Consider the following 17,845-nt stretch of genomic DNA (forward strand, 5'->3'; position numbering starts at 1 on the left):
AGTCCACAGCTGACGGCCCCCGCAATCCCTGTAGCCGCTGCCGCAGGCTGCGAACGACCGCGCAGCGGGCGCGGATTTTGAAGTTGCCGAGAGACAAATCCATCGGGCTTAAGCGCGCGGGCTGGCTTATCATTAGCCGCCTAACGACAGGTTCAAGGTTGACCCGGCATGCTGGCCATTTTTCTCGAAACGCTGAATATCACCGCGCCGGTATTCGCCATGTTGTTTCTCGGTGTGCTGCTCAAGCGCATCGGCTGGATCAACGACGGTTTTATCCACACAGCGTCGGCCCTGGTGTTCAACGTCACCATGCCGGCGCTGCTGTTTCTCGGGATTCTTCACGCCGACCTGCATTCGGCGCTCAAGCCCGGGCTGCTGATCTATTTCGCCGTGGCCACCCTGGCCAGCTTTGCCTTCGCCTGGGGCTGGGCGATCTGGCGCTGCCCGCGGGAAGACCGCGGCATCTACACCCAGGGCGCCTTTCGCGGCAACAACGGGGTCATCGGCCTGGCGCTCGCGGCCAGCATGTATGGTGACTACGGTATCTCCCTCGGGGCGATTCTCGCGGCGCTGGTGATCCTGTTCTACAACACCCTGTCGACCATCGTCCTGGCGGTGTACAGCCCGGTGATCAAGTCCGATCCGTGGAGCATCTGCAAAAGCGTGGTCAGCAACCCGTTGATCATCAGCGTTCTGGCGGCAGCGCCTTTCGCCGTGTTCCAGATCGGCCTGCCGACCTGGCTGGAGACGTCTGGCCAGTACCTGGCGCAGATGACCCTGCCGCTGGCCTTGATCTGCATCGGCGGCACCTTGTCCCTGGCGGCGCTGCGCGAGAGCGGCGACCTGGCCTTGAGTTCGAGCCTGGTGAAAATGGTCGGCCTGCCGATCCTCGCCACCCTGGGGGCCTGGCTCTGTGGATTCCGCGGGGCGGAACTGGGGATTCTGTTCCTGTATTTCGGCAGCCCGACCGCGGCGGCGAGTTTTGTCATGGCCCGGGCGGCCAATGGCAACCATGAGCTGGCGGCGGCAATCATCGTCATCACCACGCTGATGGCGGCGGTGACCACCAATATCGGGATCTTTCTGCTGCAGTGGGGCGGGTGGATCTGATCGGGGTTCTGTAGGAGCGAGCGGGCGGCGATCCGACTTGCCCGCGATAGCGACCTGCCTGACACACCGCCATCGCGGGCAATCGAGCGTCGACCGGCCGCTCCTGCAAGGGAATCATTCCGCTTTCTGGTAAGTGTCGATCACTTCCTGGGCGGCGCGGAACGCGTCGATCGCCGCCGGTACGCCGGCATACACCGCACAATGCAGCAGCGCCTCGCGAATCTCTTCCACCGTGCAGCCGTTATTCAGGGCGCCGCGGACATGGCCTTTGAGCTCCTGCGGGCACTTGAGCGCGGTCAGGGCGGCGAGGGTGATCAGGCTGCGGGTTTTCAGCGGCAGGCCTTCGCGGTTCCAGACGCTGCCCCAGGCATGTTCGTTGACGAAGTCCTGCAGCGGCTGGCTGAACTCGGTGGCGTTGCCCAGGGCGCGATCGACAAAGGCATCGCCCATCACCTGGCGGCGCATTTCCACGCCCTGCTTTTTATTCTCGGTCATTGCGTTTCCCCTTTTTTATGTTGGCGGCGCCAGGCCCGCAGCGAACTGAACAGCAGGAACGCCACCAGCACTGGCAGGACGAAAAACAACATCAGGTCTTCCAGCTTGCCAGCCAGTGGCATGCCGGTGGTGAAGGACACCACGTGCAGCCCGTAGGCCAGGTACAGGCCGAGAAACAGCAGGCCTTCGGCGCGGGTGACCCGATAACCCGAATAGAACACCGGCAGGCACAGCACGGCGACACCGAGCATTACCGGCAGGTCGAAGTCCACGGCATTGGGCGATACCGACAAGGGCGTTGGCGCCACCAGGGCGGTGAAACCCAGGACTCCCAGCAGATTGAACAGGTTGCTGCCGATGACGTTGCCCACGGCAATGTCGCGCTGGCCACGCAAGGCGGCGATCAGCGAGGTGGCCAGGGCCGGCAGGGAGGTGCCGACGGCGACTATGGTCAGGCCGATGATGCGCTCGGACAGCCCCAGGTCGGTGGCGACTTCCACCGCCGCCTCGACCAGCAGATGGCCGGCGAACACCAGCAGGAGCAGGCCGCCGATCATCCACAGCAGGCTGCTCAGCCAGTGCGCGCGGGGTGCGTCGGAACCTTGCTGGGACTGTGGGCGCGCCGAGTGCCGCGACTGGCGCAGCAGCAACCCCAGGTAGAGGATCAGGGTCGCCAGCAGGATCAGGCCGTCGAGGGGCGTCAGTTCTTCGTTGTAGGCCAGGGCGAACACCAGCAGGCTGGCGAGGATCATCAACGGGATGTCCAGCCGCACCAGCTGGCGCGATACCCGCAGCGGAATGATCAGGGCGGACAGGCCGAGGGTTACCAGGATGTTGAAGATGCCGCTGCCGATCACGCTGCCGACGGCGATGTCGGTGTTTTCGGCCAGGGTGGCTTGCAGGCTGACGGCCATCTGCGGCGCGCTGCTGCCAAAGGCGACGATGCTCAGGCCGATGATCAGTGCCCGTACACGCAGGCGGGCGGCGAGGCGGACCGCGCCGCGTACCAGCAATTCGGCGCCGGCGACCAGCAGGACCAGGCCACTGAACAGCTGGAGAACGCTGAGCAGCGGTAAATCGGTTAATCCGAAAATGATCAGGGCTCCGTGGGTCAGTCGCTGATGGCTTGCACGCGCACCTTGGCGGTGCCGCTTCTGATCATACCCAACTGTTGCGCGGCGGCACGCGACAAATCGATCAGGCGGCCACGGGTATGCGGGCCGCGGTCGTTGATCCGGACCACGACGCTCTTGTCGTTATTGAGGTTGGTGACTTTGACCCGGGTGCCGAATGGCAGCTCGCGGTGCGCGGCGGTCATGCCGTGCTGGTTGAAGGGTTCGCCGCTGGCGGTGCGTTTGCCATGGTGCTTGGCGCCGTAATAGGAAGCGACGCCGGTCTTGTCGTAACCCCGCGGGTCGATGACATGACTGGCGCAGCCGGCCAGGAGTGAGAAAAGGGCCAGGCAGCCCAGCAAGCGTTTCATCAATACGGGACCCCAGATACAAGAGTAGGAGCGAGCTTGCTCGCGATAGCGTCCTGTCTGAGACAACGCAATCGCGAGCACGCTCGCTCCTACAGGGGCGGAATTTTCGAACTCCGCCATCAACCCTGCAGTCAGCCTTCGAGTTTGCTTTTCAGCAATTCGTTCACTTGCTGCGGGTTGGCCTTGCCTTTGGAAGCCTTCATCGCCTGGCCGACGAAGAAGCCGAACATCTTGCCGCGCTTGGCTTCATCGGCGGCGCGATACTGTTCGACCTGCTCGGCGTTGGCCGCCAGCATTTCGTCCAGCACGGCGGAGATGGCGCCGGTATCGGTGACCTGCTTGAGGCCGCGCTTGTCGATGATTTCGTCGGCGCTGCCTTCGCCATTGGCCATGGCTTCGAACACGGTCTTGGCGATCTTGCCGGAGATGGTGTTGTCCTTGATGCGCAGCAGCATGCCGCCCAGTTGCTCGGCCGAGACCGGCGCCTCGTCGATTTCCAGGCCCTGCTTGTTCAGCAGGCTGCCCAACTCGACCATGACCCAGTTGGCGGCGAGCTTGGCATCACCGGCGATGCTCGCGACCTTCTCGAAGTAGTCCGCCTGTTCGCGGCTGGTGGCCAGTACGCTGGCGTCGTAGACCGACAGGCCGAACTGCGCCTGGAAGCGCTCGCGTTTCTGCGGTGGCAGCTCGGGCAGGGTGGCGCGTACCTGGTCGAGGAACGAGTCCTCAATGAGCACTGGCAGCAGGTCCGGGTCGGGGAAGTAACGGTAGTCGTTGGCTTCTTCCTTGCTGCGCATCGGACGGGTCTCGTCCTTGTTCGGGTCGTACAGGCGGGTCTGCTGGATCACCTTGCCGCCGTCCTCGATCAGTTCGATCTGACGCTGGACTTCCGAATTGATGGCTTTCTCGATGAAGCGGAACGAGTTGACGTTCTTGATCTCGCAGCGAGTGCCGAACTCGGCCTGGCCTTTGGGGCGTACCGAGACGTTGCAGTCGCAACGCAGGGAGCCTTCGGCCATGTTGCCGTCGCAGATCCCCAGGTAACGCACCAGGGCGTGGATCGACTTGACGTAGGCCACGGCTTCCTTGGCGCTGCGCATGTCCGGCTCGGAAACGATTTCCAGCAGCGGGGTGCCGGCGCGGTTCAGGTCGATGCCGCTGGCGCCGTTGAACTCTTCGTGGAGGCTCTTGCCGGCATCTTCTTCCAGGTGCGCGCGGGTGATGCCGACGCGTTTGACCGTGCCGTCTTCCAGCGGGATGTCCAGGTGGCCCTTGCCGACGATCGGCAGTTCCATCTGGCTGATCTGGTAGCCCTTGGGCAGGTCGGGGTAGAAGTAGTTCTTGCGGGCGAACACGTTGTGCTGGCCGATCTCGGCGTCGATGGCCAGGCCGAACATGACCGCCATGCGCACCGCTTCCTGGTTCAGCACCGGCAGTACGCCGGGCATGCCCAGGTCCACCAGGCTGGCCTGGGTGTTGGGCTCGGCACCGAAGGCGGTGGAGCTACCGGAGAAAATCTTCGATTTGGTGGTGAGCTGGGTGTGAATCTCCAGCCCGATCACGACTTCCCATTGCATGTGTTTCTCCTCAGAAGCCGGTTGGTGTGCGGGTGTGCCAGTCAGTGTTCAACTGATACTGGTGGGCAACGTTCAACAGACGGCCTTCCTGGAAATACGGGGCGAGCAGTTGCACGCCGACCGGCAAGCCGTCGACGAAGCCGGCGGGCATGGACAAGCCCGGCAGACCCGCGAGGTTGGCGGTGATGGTGTAAACGTCTTCCAGATACGCAGCGACCGGGTCGCTGCTCTTGTCGCCGATTTTCCAGGCCGGGTTCGGCGTGGTCGGGCCAAGGATGATGTCGACTTCATTAAAGGCAGCCATGAAGTCGTTCTTGATCAGGCGACGGATCTTCTGCGCCTTCAGGTAGTAGGCGTCGTAGTAACCGGCCGACAGGGCGTAGGCACCGACCATGATCCGGCGCTGCACTTCGCTGCCGAAACCTTCGCCACGGGAGCGCTTGTACAGGTCTTCCAGGTTTGCCGGGTTCTCGCAGCGGTAGCCGAAGCGCACGCCGTCGAAACGCGACAGGTTGGAGGAGGCTTCCGCCGGCGCGATCACGTAGTACGCCGGGATGGCGTGCTGCATGTTCGGCAGGCTGATTTCCTTGATCACGGCGCCGAGCTTTTCCAGCTCCTTGACGCTGTTGTGGATCAGCTCGGCGATGCGCGGGTCGAGGCCGGCGCTGAAGTATTCCTTGGGTACGCCGATGCGCAGGCCCTGCAGCGAGCCGTTGAGGCTGGCGCTGTAGTCCGGCACCGGTTCGTCGATGCTGGTGGAGTCCTGCGGGTCGAAGCCGGCCATGCCTTGCAGCAGGATCGCGCAGTCCTCGGCGGTGCGCGCCAGCGGGCCGCCCTGATCGAGGCTGGAGGCGTAGGCGATCATGCCCCAGCGCGAAACGCGACCGTAGGTCGGTTTCAGGCCGGTGAGGTTGGTCAATGCAGCCGGCTGGCGGATCGAGCCGCCGGTGTCGGTGCCGGTGGCGGCAGGCAGCAGGCGCGCAGCGACCGCGGCCGCCGAACCGCCGGACGAGCCGCCCGGAACGCGTTCCAGGTTCCACGGGTTTTTCGCCGCGCCGTAATAGCTGGTCTCGTTGCCCGAGCCCATGGCGAATTCGTCCATGTTGGTCTTGCCCAGGGTCACGGTCCCGGCGGCGGCCAGCTTGGCGACCACGGTGGCGTCGTAGGGCGCCTTGAAATTGTCGAGCATCTTCGAGCCGCAGCTGGTGCGGATGCCCTGGGTGCAGAACAGGTCCTTGTGGGCGATCGGCGCGCCGAGCAGGGCGCCGCTCTCACCGTTCGCGCGACGGGCGTCAGCGGCCTTGGCCTGCTGCAGCGCGAGATCTTCGGTGAGGCTGATGAAGCTGTTGAGCTGCGGGTCGAGCTGGGTGATACGCGCCAGCAGGGTCTTGGTCAGCTCTTCGGAGGAAAACTTCTTGTCGGCGAGTCCGCGGGCGATCTCGGCCAGGGTCATGTGATGCATTGCAGGCTCTTTCCCTTTAGTCGATGACTTTCGGAACCAGGTACAGGCCGTTTTCGACCGCTGGTGCGATGGACTGATAGGCCTCGCGATGATTGGACTCGGTCACAACGTCTGCGCGCAGGCGCTGGCTGGCTTCCAGCGGGTGGGCCAGGGGCTCGATACCGTCGGTATCGACTGTCTGCATTGCATCCACCAGCCCGAGAATGCTGTTCAGGTCGCAGGTGATATGTGGAAGATCGGCTTCATTGAGGCCAAGGCTGGCCAGATGAGCGATTTTTTCCACGTCGGAGCGTTCAAGCGCCATGGGATTCTCCAGTGGAAAACAGAACGGATCTCGTCCGTGTGTTAGATTGTCGGAACACTACCGCATTTCTACGGTCATAAGGCCGCGATTGTGGGGGTTGGTGCACAGAAAAGCGGTCAATTTAACATATTGGCGCCTTGCCCAAAATCCCTGTCGTTGTTAGAGTTTGCCGCACTTTTTTACCCACGCGTTGCCTAGGGTCCCTTTCCCATGTTCAAGAAACTGCGTGGCATGTTTTCCAGCGATCTTTCCATTGACCTGGGCACTGCCAACACCCTTATTTACGTGCGCGAGCGCGGTATTGTCCTGAATGAACCATCGGTTGTGGCCATTCGGACCCACGGTAATCAGAAAAGTGTCGTGGCTGTCGGTACCGAAGCCAAGCGCATGCTCGGTCGTACTCCGGGCAACATTGCTGCCATTCGTCCGATGAAGGACGGCGTGATCGCCGACTTCAGTGTCTGCGAAAAGATGCTGCAATACTTTATCAACAAGGTTCACGAAAACAGTTTTCTGCAGCCCAGCCCTCGTGTGCTGATCTGCGTTCCATGCAAGTCCACCCAGGTCGAGCGTCGTGCCATCCGTGAATCGGCCCTCGGTGCCGGTGCCCGTGAAGTGTTCCTGATCGAAGAGCCGATGGCGGCCGCGATCGGTGCCGGCCTGCCGGTCGAAGAAGCCCGCGGTTCGATGGTCGTGGATATCGGTGGCGGTACCACCGAGATTGCCCTGATCTCCCTGAACGGTGTGGTTTACGCCGAATCCGTACGTGTCGGCGGCGACCGTTTCGACGAAGCGATCATCACCTACGTGCGTCGCAACTACGGCAGCCTGATCGGCGAATCCACCGCCGAGCGCATCAAGCAGGAAATCGGTACTGCCTACCCGGGTGGCGAAGTCCGTGAAGTCGACGTTCGTGGCCGTAACCTGGCCGAAGGCGTGCCACGCGCATTCACCCTGAACTCCAATGAAGTGCTGGAAGCTCTGCAAGAGTCCCTGGCAACCATCGTTCAGGCGGTGAAAAGCGCGCTGGAGCAATCGCCTCCGGAACTGGCTTCGGACATCGCCGAGCGCGGTCTGGTGCTGACCGGTGGTGGCGCCCTGCTGCGTGACCTGGACAAGTTGCTGGCCCAGGAAACCGGTCTGCCGGTGATCGTCGCCGAAGACCCGCTGACCTGCGTAGCCCGCGGCGGTGGCCGTGCATTGGAAATGATGGACAAACACACCATGGACCTGCTCTCCAGCGAATAATCGCGCCGGGTGCATCCATGTGTTCCGCTCGCAGGCAGCACTTTGCAGTGCTGCCTGTTGGCGTTTATCTTCTGTCATTCTGCTCCAGGCCGGTTTGAAGCCGTATGAATAAAGAGAACATTTGCCTGGGAGGAGCGGCTTATTAAACCGCTTTTCGCCAAAGGCCCCTCATTGGGCGTACGCCTGTTGGTGCTGGTCGTGCTATCGGTCGCGCTGATGGTGGTCGATGCCCGCTTCACACTGCTCAAGCCAGTGCGTAGCCAAATGTCGCTGGTGCTGATGCAGTCCTACTGGATCACCGACCTGCCACAACGGCTATGGCAGGGTGTGGCCAGCCAGTTTGGCAGCCGCACCGAACTGGTCGCCGAAAACGAAAAACTCAAGACCGAAAATCTGTTGCTCCAGGGCCGCATGCAAAAGCTTGCCGCCTTGACCGAGCAGAACGTTCGCCTGCGCGAGTTGCTCAACTCCTCCGCGCTGGTCAACGAGAAGGTCGAAGTGGCCGAGCTGATCGGCATGGACCCCAATCCCTTCACCCATCGCATCATCATCAACAAGGGTGAGCGCGACGGCGTGGTGCTCGGGCAACCGGTGCTCGATGCCCGTGGCCTGATGGGGCAGGTGGTCGAGCTGATGCCTTATACCTCCCGTGTGCTGCTGCTCACCGACACCACCCACAGCATTCCTGTCCAGGTGAACCGCAACGGTCTGCGGGCGATTGCCAGCGGTACCGGCAATCCGGAACGCCTTGAGCTGCGTCATGTGGCCGACACCGCGGACATCAAGGAAGGCGACTTGCTGGTCAGTTCCGGCCTGGGTCAGCGTTTCCCGGCGGGTTACCCGGTGGCGACGGTCAAGGAAGTGATCCATGACTCCGGCCAGCCATTTGCCATAGTACGCGCTGTGCCGACGGCCGCCTTGAACCGCAGCCGTTACCTGTTGCTGGTGTTCAGCGATAACCGCACCGCCGAAGAGCGTGCCAACGATGCCGCCCAGGCTCAGGAAGCGCAGGACCAGCAGGGCGGCACCGCCACGCCATTGGTCCCGGCGACCGTGCCCAAGCCTGTCGTGCCCGCAACGCCGGCCACTGCGACCGCTCCTGCCGCACCAGCCGCTGCACCCGCGACGCCAGCCGCCACGACACCGGTCAAACCCGTGGCCCATCCGGCTCCGGTCAAGCCCGCGGCCACCAGACCCGCCGCGCCCAAGCCGCCTGCAGCGGCCCCGGCCCCCACGGGAGGAAGAGAATAATGTCCCGAAACGGCTGGATAGTCTGGCTGACCTTCGCCATCGGCATGCTGCTCAGCGTGTCGCCTTTGCCACAATTCATGGAAATCCTGCGCCCGCTCTGGCTGGCCTTGCTGCTGGCGTTCTGGGCCCTGGCCCTGCCGCACAAGGTCGGCATGGTCACGGCCTGGTGCCTGGGGCTGGCCGAGGATGTGCTGTACGGCACGTTGCTGGGGCAGAACGCGCTGATCCTGACCCTGATCACCTTCCTGGTGCTGTCGTTGCAACAGCGCTTGCGCATGTTCCCGATGTGGCAGCAAAGCCTGGTGATCCTGGTGATCTTCGGCCTGGCGCAACTGGTCCAGCTGTGGCTCAGCGCTTTGACCGGCAACCGTCAACCGACCCTTGCACTGGTGCTGCCGGCATTGGTCAGTGCCTTGCTCTGGCCTTGGGTCAGCTTCGGTTTGCGCGGGTTGCGCCGACGTTTCAAAATCAACTGATTCGGTCAGGCATTTGCCCGTACCTCGACAGGGAGATGTCTTGATGAAATCGCTTTACCTCGCCTCAGGCTCGCCGCGTCGACGGGAACTGCTCACGCAGATCGGTGTGCCTTTTGCCGCCATCAGCGCGGATATCGATGAAACCCCTCTCCCCGATGAAAACCCAGCGGCCTATGTCGAGCGCCTGGCGCGCGACAAGGCGGCGGCCGGGTATGCGCTGATCGCCGATGGCCAGTCTGCGGCCTGTGTCCTGGGCGCCGACACCGCGGTGGTCCTTGATGGGCAGATCCTGGGCAAGCCCTTGGACCAGGCCGATGCGCAGTCGATGCTCATGGCTCTGTCGGATCGCGAACATGAAGTGCTGACCGCCATTGCCGTGCTCGATGACCAGTGCTGCGAGTCGCGGGTGATCCGCAGCCTGGTGCGCTTCCGGGCGATCGGCGATGACGAGGCGGCCCGCTACTGGGCCAGCGGCGAGCCCCGCGACAAGGCTGGCGGCTATGGCATCCAGGGGCTTGCGGCGGTATTCGTGGCAGGGCTCAATGGCAGTTATTCCGCTGTCGTCGGCTTGCCGGTATGCGAAACCGCAGAATTACTTGGCCATTTCGGCATACCCTGTTGGCAAAACCTTGCAGTGCGCTAAGCGCCGTACCTACCGATGCGGCCATCCATAGTGAATATGCCTGAACGAGACCCTGCCATGAGTGAAGAGATTCTGATCAACATCACGCCGATGGAGTCGCGCGTGGCGGTGGTCGAAAACGGTGTGCTGCAAGAAGTCCATGTCGAGCGGACCCAGCGTCGCGGGATTGTCGGCAATATCTATAAAGGCAAGGTGGTCCGGGTTCTGCCCGGCATGCAGGCGGCGTTCGTCGATATCGGCCTGGATCGCGCGGCGTTCATTCATGCCTCGGAAATCTCCCTGCGCGAAGGGCCGGCGGTGGAAAGCATCGGCGCCCTGGTCCATGAAGGGCAGAGCCTGGTGGTGCAGGTGACCAAGGACCCGATCGGCTCCAAGGGCGCGCGCCTGACCACCCAGCTGTCGATCCCTTCGCGCTACCTGGTGTACATGCCGCGCACCGCCCATGTCGGCATCTCTTTGAAGATCGAGGACGAAGCCGAGCGCGAGCGCCTGAAACAGGTGGTCAGCGATTGCGTGGCCCAGGAAGGCATCAAGGAAGCCGGTGGTTTCATCCTGCGTACCGCCGCCGAGGGCGCGGGTGCCGACGAAATCATGATGGACATCCGTTACCTGCGCCGCTTGTGGGACCAGATCGGCGCGCAGATCAAGACCATCGGCGCCCCCAGTGTCATTTACGAAGACCTGGGCCTGGCCCTGCGTACCCTGCGTGATCTGGTCAGCCCGAAGATCGAGAAGATCCGCATCGATTCCCGGGAAACCTTCCAGAAAACCACGCAATTCGTCGCCGAACTGATGCCGGAAATCGCCGATCGCCTGGAACACTATCCGGGCGAGCGGCCGATCTTCGACCTGTATGGCGTCGAAGACGAAATCCAGAAAGCCCTGGAGCGCAAGGTACCGCTCAAGTCCGGCGGTTACCTGGTGGTCGACCCGGCGGAAGCCATGAGCACCATCGACGTCAACACCGGGGCTTTCGTCGGTCACCGCAACCTCGAAGAAACCATCTTCAAGACCAATCTCGAAGCGGCGACCGCCATTGCCCGCCAGCTGCGCCTGCGCAACTTGGGCGGGATCATCATCATCGACTTCATCGACATGGAAGATGAAGAACACCAGCGACAGGTGCTGCGCACTCTGGAAAAACAGCTGGAGCGCGATCACGCCAAGACCAATATCATCGGCATTACCGAGTTGGGCCTGGTGCAGATGACCCGCAAGCGTACCCGGGAAAGTCTTGAGCAGGTGCTCTGCGAGCCCTGCAGCAGCTGCCAGGGCCGCGGTAAGCTGAAAACCCCGGAAACCATCTGCTACGAAATCTTCCGGGAAATCCTCCGGGAAGCGCGGGCCTATCAGGCCGAAGGTTATCGGGTCCTGGCGAACCAGAAAGTGGTCGACCGGCTGCTCGACGAAGAGTCGGGCAACGTCGCGGAGCTGGAGGCCTTTATCGGCCGGACCATCCGTTTTCAGGTCGAAACCATGTATTCCCAGGAACAATACGACGTGGTGCTGCTCTGAGTCCGCGTACCCTACATTTACCGGATACAGCTGGCCCCGGTTTTCACATGACTCTTGCCACGGGGGCCAACTGACATGGAGCGTCTGATGCGCTTTCTTGCTGCTCTGACCCGCTGGGGGCTGGGGCTTTGTGCGTTACTGCTGGTGCTGACGGCCTTGTACGTCAGCCTGGGTCGGGAGCTGACCCCGCTGGTGGCCGAATATCGGGCCGAGGTCCAGGCCAAGGCTCAGGAAGCCTTGGGCATGCCGGTGCAGATCGGTCGGCTGGAAGGCAGCTGGAGCGGTTTCTCGCCCATCCTGCTGGCCCACGATGTGACAGTCGGAGAGGGCGCCAACGCCTTGCGCCTGGATCAGGTGCGGGTGGCGCCCGACCTGCCTGGCAGCGCCCTGGCGCGCCAACTGCGGGTCAAACACCTTGAATTCAGCGGCCTCAACCTGAGCCTGAAGGAAGGTCCGGATGGGCGCTGGGCGCTCGAAGGCCTGCCGGTGCAGGATAACCAGCCTCTCGACCCCGAGCAGTTGCTCAACCGCATGCAGATGGTCAGTGAGCTGTCGGTGCTCGACAGCCAGGTGACCCTGCAACCGCTCGATCATCCCGCGATTGCCTTGACCTACGTCGGCCTCAATCTGCGTGTTGGCCCCAGCCGTCAACGCCTGGATGCGCGCCTGACCCTGCCGGACGGTCAGCCCCTGGCTGTCAGCTTGCGCACGCGAATCCGCGCCAGTACCTGGCGCGAAGGGCAGGCCGACGCTTACCTGAGCCTGCCGCAAAGCGACTGGGCGAAATGGCTGCCGCCGCGCGTGACCCAACAGTGGACGTTCTCCGAACTCAAGGCCGGTGGCGAGTTCTGGCTCAGTTGGGGCGATGGCCTGCTGCAGAGCATGGTCGCACGCCTGAACGCGCCGCAGGTCAGCGGGGCCTATGACGAGCGCAAACCGGTCACCGTGAAGAACCTGGCGCTCAATGCCTATTTCCAGCGCAACGAGCAGGGCCTCAGCGTCGCCTTCGACTCGCTGGCCATGAACATCGGCGAGACGCGCTGGGAGTCCCGCCTGCACCTGCAACAGACCGGTACCGTCAACAGTGCCGAAGAACTCTGGCACTTGCAGGCCGACCGCCTCGACCTGACGCCGATCACGCCGGTCCTGGATGCCTGGGCGCCGTTGCCGGAAAAGGTCGCGACCCTCATCGACAGCCTCAAGGTCACGGGCGCGCTGCGCAACATCCTGTTCGACTTCCGGCCGCAGGTCAGCGGCGATCAGCGCCTGAGTTTTGCCGCCAACCTGGAGCAGGTCGGGTTCAACGCCTATCGCGGCGCGCCGGCGGCCCGTAACGTCAGCGGCAGCATCAGCGGCGACCTGGGGCAGGGCGAGCTGCGCATGGACAGCAAGGACTTTGCCTTGCACCTGGACCCGATCTTCGCCAAGCCCTGGCAATACCTGCAGGCCAATGCCCGGCTGACCTGGAAGCTCGATCAGCAGGGGTTCACCCTGATCGCGCCGTACCTCAAGGTCCTGGGCGAGGAGGGCAAGATCGCCGGCGACTTCCTGATCCGCCTGCATTTCGACCACACCCAGGAAGACTATATGGACCTGCGGGTCGGTCTGGTCGATGGCGACGGTCGTTATACCGCCAAGTACCTGCCCGAGGTGCTCAGCCCGGCCCTGGACGAATGGCTGCGCACGGCAATCCTCAAGGGCGCGGTGGATGAAGGTTTCTTCCAGTACCAGGGTTCGCTGAACCATGGTGCAGCCGACACCGCGCGCAGCATCAGCCTGTTCTTCAAGGTGCACGATGCCGAGCTGGCCTTCCAGCCGGGCTGGCCGCACATCGGCAAGGTCAGCGGCGATGTGTTCATCGAAGACAGCGGTGTGCGCATCCTGGCCAGCCAGGGTCAGTTGCTCGACACCCAGGTGAAGGATGTCTACGTCAATATTCCCCATGTGTCCGCGGGACAAAGCCCCCACATGTTTATCGACGGCGAGTTCGCCGGCGGCCTGGGCGATGGCTTGAAGATCCTTCAGGAAGCGCCGATCGGCACGGGCCCGACCTTTGCCGGCTGGCAGGGCGATGGCGACCTGCAGGGCAAGCTGAAACTGGATATCCCGCTGGTCAAGGGCGAAGAACCGAAGGTGCTGGTGGACTTCAAGACCAGCAAGGCACGGTTCAAGTTGAGTGAGCCGGAGCTGGAGTTGAGCCAGCTTAAGGGCGATTTCCGCTTCGACAGCAGCAAAGGGTTGAGCGGCCAGGGCATCAGCGCCCAGGCCTTCGAGCGCCCGGTGACCGCGCAGATTTTTGCCGACGGTCGCCCCGGCAAGCTCGATACCCGGGTCGTCGCCAAGGGCCAGGTGTCGGTCAATAAGCTCACGGAGTGGCTGAAATACAACCAGCCACTGCCGGTTTCCGGTGACATTCCCTACCAGTTGCAGCTCAACCTCGATGGCGCGGACAGCCAACTGATGGTCAGCTCCAGCCTCAAGGGGGTTGCCGTCGACTTGCCAGCGCCTTTCGGCATGACGGCCAGCCAGGGACGTGACAGTGTATTGCGCATGACCTTGCAGGGCGCCGAGCGGCGTTACTGGTTCGATTACGGCGATCTGGCCAACTTTACCTTCGCCGCGCCGAGCGGCAATTTTGCCGATGGCCGTGGCGAGTTGTTCCTCGGCGAGGGCGATGCCGTGCTGCCGGGGGCCAAGGGCCTGCGGGTACGCGGCGTACTGTCGGAACTGGACGTGGAGCCGTGGAAGGCGCTGGTCGATCGGTATGCCGGGCAGGACGCGGGCGGTAGCGCCAAGCAACTGCTCAGCGGCGCCGACTTCCGGGTCGGCAAGCTCCGCGGTTTCGGCACGACCCTGGACGAGGCCCGCGTGCAGTTGACGCGCAAACCGTCCTCCTGGGCCCTGCAGCTCGACAGCCAGCAAGCCAAGGGCAACGTGGCGATTCCCGATGCCAAGGCGGCGCCGATGGCGATCAATCTGCAATATGTGCGCCTGCCGGCCGCCGATCCGACGGTGCAGGCCGACGAGAACGCACCGGACCCGCTGGTCTCGGTTGACCCGAAGAAAGTCCCGGCGCTGGATCTCTCGATCAATCAGCTGTACCAGGGCAACGACCTGATCGGCGCCTGGTCGCTGAAAGTGCGCCCGACCGCCAAGGGCATGGCTTTCAACAGCCTCGACCTGGGCCTCAAGGGCATGGTCCTGCAAGGCTCCGGCGGCTGGGAAGGCGAACCCGGCGCGGCCACCAGCTGGTACAAAGGCCGCCTGGGCGGCAAGAACCTGGCGGACGTGCTCAAGGGCTGGGGCTTTGCGCCGACCGTGACCAGTGAAGAGTTCCACCTGGATGTGGACGGGCGCTGGCCTGGCTCGCCGGCCTGGGTCGGGCCCAAGCGGTTCTCGGGCAGCCTGGATGCGACCCTGCGCAAAGGTCAGTTCGTGGAAGTCGAAGGCGGGGCGCAGGCCTTGCGGGTATTCGGCCTGCTGAACTTCAATTCCATCGGCCGGCGCCTGCGCCTGGACTTCTCCGACCTGTTCGGCAAGGGCCTGAGCTACGACCGGGTCAAGGGCTTGCTGGTGGCCAGCAACGGTGTCTACGTGACCCGTGAGCCGATCACCCTGACCGGGCCGTCGAGCAACCTGGAACTCAATGGCACCCTGGATCTGGTGGCCGACCAGGTGGATTCGAAGCTGCTGGTGACGCTGCCGGTGACCAACAACCTGCCGATCGCCGCGCTGATCGTCGGTGCGCCGGCGGTCGGCGGGGCGCTGTTCCTGATCGACAAGCTGATCGGCGACCGGGTGTCGCGCTTCGCCAGCGTCCAGTACAGCGTCAAGGGGCCCTGGAAGGACCCGAAAATCACCTTCGACAAACCTTTTTGAAAAACCGCGGCCCGGGCCTATGGAGTAGCATGGCCACATATCCAACCTGGAGTGCGCCATGTCCCTTGCGGTGATTCAAATGGTCAGCCAGAGCGACGTTCTGGCCAATTTGCAGCAGGCGCGAAACCTGCTGGAGCAGGCTGCTGCCGGCGGTGCGCGCCTGGCCGTGCTGCCGGAGAACTTCGCCGCCATGGGGCGCCGAGACGCGGCGGCCATCGGTCGGGCCGAGGCCCGGGGCGAAGGCCCGATCCTGCCCTGGTTGAAACAGGCCGCCCGCGACCTCAAGTTATGGATAGTCGCCGGCACCTTGCCGCTGCCTCCGGTGGACCAGCCGGAGACCAAGGCCCGTGCCTGCTCGCTGCTGATCGACGAGCACGGCGAGCAAGTGGCGCGTTACGACAAGCTGCATCTGTTCGACGTCGACGTGGCCGACAATCGCGGCCGTTACCGGGAGTCGGATGACTATGCTCATGGAGAGCAGGTGGTGGTGGCGGATACGCCGGTGGGCCGGGTTGGCCTGACCGTGTGCTACGACCTGCGTTTTCCGGAGCTGTACAGCGAATTGCGAGCCGCCGGGGCGGAGCTGATCAGCGCTCCTTCGGCGTTCACCGCCGTGACCGGCGCGGCGCATTGGGACGTATTGATCCGCGCCCGGGCCATCGAAACCCAGTGCTACCTGCTGGCGGCGGCGCAAGGCGGCATTCATCCGGGACCCCGGGAGACCTTCGGCCATGCGGCCATCGTCGACCCCTGGGGCCGGGTGCTGGCGCAGCAGGATCAAGGCGAGGCCGTGCTGCTGGCCGAGCGCGACAGCAGCGAACAGGCGTCCATCCGGGCGCGCATGCCGGTGGCCAGTCACCGGCGCTTTTTCTCGCAAGGCGCGCAGCGACTTGCTTAAGAACGACGAATTTAAGGCGTAAAGCATATGAGCGGGTTGTTATCTTCAGTCAGTGAACACCTTCTGGCGCCCGGTGGCGTGACCCTGGAAAGCCTGCAGGGCGTGCTCGGCGATCTGGCCGGCCCGGGTATCGATGCCGCCGACCTGTATTTCCAGGGGCAGATTTCCGAGTCCTGGTCGCTGGAAGACGGCATCGTCAAGGAAGGCAGCTTCAATCTGGACCAGGGCGTTGGCGTGCGGGCGCAATCGGGTGAGAAAACCGGTTTTGCCTACAGCAATGCCATCACCCTCGAAGCGCTCGGCCTGGCTGCCCGGGCCGCGCGCTCGATTTCCCGCGCCGGGCAGAACGGTACCGTGCAGGCCTTTACCACCCAGGACGTGGCCCAGCTGTATGCGCCGGACAACCCCCTGGAAGTCATCAGCCGCGCGGAAAAGGTCGAGCTGCTCAAGCGTGTCGACGCCGCGACCCGTGCTCTCGATCCACGTATCCAGCAGGTCAGCGTCAGCATGGCCGGGGTCTGGGAGCGCATCCTGGTGGCCTCCACCGATGGTGGCCTGGCGGCGGATGTGCGGCCGCTGGTGCGCTTCAACGTCAGCGTGATCGTCGAGCAGAACGGTCGCCGCGAACGTGGCGGTCATGGCGGCGGCGGGCGTACCGACTACCGTTATTTCCTCAGTGAAGACCGCGCCATGGGGTACGCCCGTGAGGCATTGCGCCAGGCCCTGGTCAATCTGGAAGCCATCCCCGCGCCAGCCGGCACCTTGCCGGTGGTACTGGGTTCGGGCTGGTCCGGCGTGCTGTTGCACGAAGCAGTGGGGCATGGCCTGGAAGGCGATTTCAACCGCAAGGGCAGCTCGGCCTACAGTGGCCGCATGGGTGAAATGGTGGCCTCGAAACTCTGCACCATCGTCGACGACGGCACCCTGGCCGGGCGGCGCGGCTCGCTGAGCGTCGATGACGAAGGCACCCCGACCGAATGCACCACCCTGATCGAGAACGGTGTGCTCAAGGGCTACATGCAGGACAAACTCAATGCCCGCCTGATGGGCGTGGCCCGCACCGGCAACGGTCGTCGCGAATCCTATGCGCACCTGCCGATGCCGCGCATGACCAACACCTACATGCTGGGTGGCGAAAGCGATCCGGCGGAAATCATTGCTTCGGTGAAAAAGGGTATCTATTGCGCCAATCTGGGTGGCGGTCAGGTGGACATCACCAGTGGCAAGTTCGTGTTCTCCACCAGCGAGGCGTATCTGATCGAAGACGGCAAGATCACCGCGCCAGTCAAGGGCGCGACCCTGATCGGCAACGGGCCGGAAGCCATGAGCCGGGTGTCGATGGTCGGTAACGACCTGGCGCTGGACAGTGGTGTGGGGACCTGTGGCAAGGATGGGCAGTCGGTGCCGGTGGGTGTTGGCCAGCCGACCTTGAAGATCGATGCGATCACCGTGGGTGGCACGGGCGCTTAAGAAGTGAAGCGGCGGGTGAGTTGCCGGGCAACCC

15 protein-coding genes are annotated in these 17,845 nt (G+C 63.5%); 9 read left to right on the plus strand and 6 right to left on the minus strand.

Translation table 11 applies throughout. The features are described from left to right. Positions 1–168 precede the first annotated feature (168 nt). Entirely contained in the window at positions 169–1,110 is a 942-nt protein-coding gene (locus tag AC07PQ_RS09340; RefSeq protein WP_007929928.1) for an AEC family transporter, read from the plus strand. Between the two features lie 114 nt (positions 1,111–1,224). Here AC07PQ_RS09340 and AC07PQ_RS09345 read toward each other — a convergent pair whose 3' ends face one another. From AC07PQ_RS09345 to gatC, 6 genes are all read right to left on the minus strand, one after another. After that, entirely contained in the window at positions 1,225–1,605 is a 381-nt protein-coding gene (locus tag AC07PQ_RS09345; RefSeq protein WP_097305610.1) for a carboxymuconolactone decarboxylase family protein, read from the minus strand. Continuing rightward, a complete protein-coding gene (locus AC07PQ_RS09350) occupies positions 1,602–2,675 on the minus strand; it encodes a calcium/sodium antiporter (RefSeq protein WP_256593481.1) in 1,074 nt (357 codons plus the stop codon). The genes AC07PQ_RS09345 and AC07PQ_RS09350 overlap by 4 nt, the downstream gene beginning before the upstream one ends. Positions 2,676–2,716: 41 nt before the next feature. Beyond that, the gene (locus tag AC07PQ_RS09355) at positions 2,717–3,088 is read right to left on the minus strand and encodes a septal ring lytic transglycosylase RlpA family protein (protein ID WP_037035547.1); all 372 of its coding nucleotides are present in this window, start codon (positions 3,086–3,088) and stop codon (positions 2,717–2,719) included. A gap of 131 nt (positions 3,089–3,219) precedes the next feature. Further along, positions 3,220–4,665: an Asp-tRNA(Asn)/Glu-tRNA(Gln) amidotransferase subunit GatB gene (gatB, locus tag AC07PQ_RS09360; protein WP_493185392.1), complete on the minus strand. Its 1,446-nt coding sequence runs from the start codon at positions 4,663–4,665 to the stop codon at positions 3,220–3,222. A 10-nt stretch (positions 4,666–4,675) separates the two neighbouring features. After that, positions 4,676–6,127 (minus strand): Asp-tRNA(Asn)/Glu-tRNA(Gln) amidotransferase subunit GatA, encoded by a 1,452-nt coding sequence (gatA, locus tag AC07PQ_RS09365; protein WP_007929915.1) that lies wholly within the window; start codon positions 6,125–6,127, stop codon positions 4,676–4,678. Positions 6,128–6,143: 16 nt separating this feature from the next. Next, positions 6,144–6,431: an Asp-tRNA(Asn)/Glu-tRNA(Gln) amidotransferase subunit GatC gene (gene gatC / locus AC07PQ_RS09370; protein WP_493185393.1), complete on the minus strand. Its 288-nt coding sequence runs from the start codon at positions 6,429–6,431 to the stop codon at positions 6,144–6,146. A 210-nt stretch (positions 6,432–6,641) separates the two neighbouring features. On the opposite strand from gatC, the gene mreB reads away from it, so the two are divergent. From mreB to tldD, 8 genes are all read left to right on the plus strand, one after another. After that, on the plus strand, positions 6,642–7,679 hold the full coding sequence (gene mreB / locus AC07PQ_RS09375; RefSeq protein ID WP_002555108.1) for a rod shape-determining protein MreB: 1,038 nt from the start codon (positions 6,642–6,644) through the stop codon (positions 7,677–7,679). Between the two features lie 141 nt (positions 7,680–7,820). Continuing rightward, positions 7,821–8,930 (plus strand): rod shape-determining protein MreC, encoded by a 1,110-nt coding sequence (mreC, locus tag AC07PQ_RS09380; RefSeq protein WP_493185557.1) that lies wholly within the window; start codon positions 7,821–7,823, stop codon positions 8,928–8,930. Further along, the gene (gene mreD, locus AC07PQ_RS09385; RefSeq protein WP_007929909.1) at positions 8,930–9,406 is read left to right on the plus strand and encodes a rod shape-determining protein MreD; all 477 of its coding nucleotides are present in this window, start codon (positions 8,930–8,932) and stop codon (positions 9,404–9,406) included. Before mreC ends, mreD begins: the two co-directional genes overlap by 1 nt. A 43-nt stretch (positions 9,407–9,449) precedes the next feature. Beyond that, positions 9,450–10,049 carry a Maf family protein gene (locus AC07PQ_RS09390; RefSeq protein WP_493185394.1) on the plus strand — a complete coding sequence of 200 codons (600 nt, stop codon included), beginning with the start codon at positions 9,450–9,452 and terminating at the stop codon, positions 10,047–10,049. A gap of 57 nt (positions 10,050–10,106) precedes the next feature. Next, positions 10,107–11,564, plus strand: coding sequence for a ribonuclease G (rng, locus tag AC07PQ_RS09395; protein ID WP_007929907.1), 1,458 nt, complete (start codon positions 10,107–10,109; stop codon positions 11,562–11,564). Positions 11,565–11,639: 75 nt separating this feature from the next. Beyond that, positions 11,640–15,443, plus strand: coding sequence for a YhdP family protein (locus AC07PQ_RS09400; RefSeq protein ID WP_495072388.1), 3,804 nt, complete (start codon positions 11,640–11,642; stop codon positions 15,441–15,443). A gap of 58 nt (positions 15,444–15,501) precedes the next feature. Beyond that, entirely contained in the window at positions 15,502–16,341 is an 840-nt protein-coding gene (locus tag AC07PQ_RS09405) for a carbon-nitrogen hydrolase family protein (protein ID WP_493185396.1), read from the plus strand. A gap of 27 nt (positions 16,342–16,368) precedes the next feature. Beyond that, a complete protein-coding gene (gene tldD / locus AC07PQ_RS09410; protein WP_493185397.1) occupies positions 16,369–17,811 on the plus strand; it encodes a metalloprotease TldD in 1,443 nt (480 codons plus the stop codon). Positions 17,812–17,845 lie beyond the last annotated feature (34 nt).

The organism is Pseudomonas sp. GW821-FHT09E12 (assembly GCF_059416085.1).

Coding starts and splice junctions, on each gene's coding strand:
- AC07PQ_RS09340 (WP_007929928.1), top strand. CDS start 169: ATGCTGGCCATTTTTCTCGAAACGCTGAATATCACCGCGCCGGTATTC.
- AC07PQ_RS09345 (WP_097305610.1), bottom strand. CDS start 1,605: ATGACCGAGAATAAAAAGCAGGGCGTGGAAATGCGCCGCCAGGTGATG.
- AC07PQ_RS09355 (WP_037035547.1), bottom strand. CDS start 3,088: ATGAAACGCTTGCTGGGCTGCCTGGCCCTTTTCTCACTCCTGGCCGGC.
- gatB (WP_493185392.1), bottom strand. CDS start 4,665: ATGCAATGGGAAGTCGTGATCGGGCTGGAGATTCACACCCAGCTCACC.
- gatA (WP_007929915.1), bottom strand. CDS start 6,127: ATGCATCACATGACCCTGGCCGAGATCGCCCGCGGACTCGCCGACAAG.
- gatC (WP_493185393.1), bottom strand. CDS start 6,431: ATGGCGCTTGAACGCTCCGACGTGGAAAAAATCGCTCATCTGGCCAGC.
- mreB (WP_002555108.1), top strand. CDS start 6,642: ATGTTCAAGAAACTGCGTGGCATGTTTTCCAGCGATCTTTCCATTGAC.
- mreD (WP_007929909.1), top strand. CDS start 8,930: ATGTCCCGAAACGGCTGGATAGTCTGGCTGACCTTCGCCATCGGCATG.
- AC07PQ_RS09390 (WP_493185394.1), top strand. CDS start 9,450: ATGAAATCGCTTTACCTCGCCTCAGGCTCGCCGCGTCGACGGGAACTG.
- rng (WP_007929907.1), top strand. CDS start 10,107: ATGAGTGAAGAGATTCTGATCAACATCACGCCGATGGAGTCGCGCGTG.
- AC07PQ_RS09400 (WP_495072388.1), top strand. CDS start 11,640: ATGGAGCGTCTGATGCGCTTTCTTGCTGCTCTGACCCGCTGGGGGCTG.
- AC07PQ_RS09405 (WP_493185396.1), top strand. CDS start 15,502: ATGTCCCTTGCGGTGATTCAAATGGTCAGCCAGAGCGACGTTCTGGCC.
- tldD (WP_493185397.1), top strand. CDS start 16,369: ATGAGCGGGTTGTTATCTTCAGTCAGTGAACACCTTCTGGCGCCCGGT.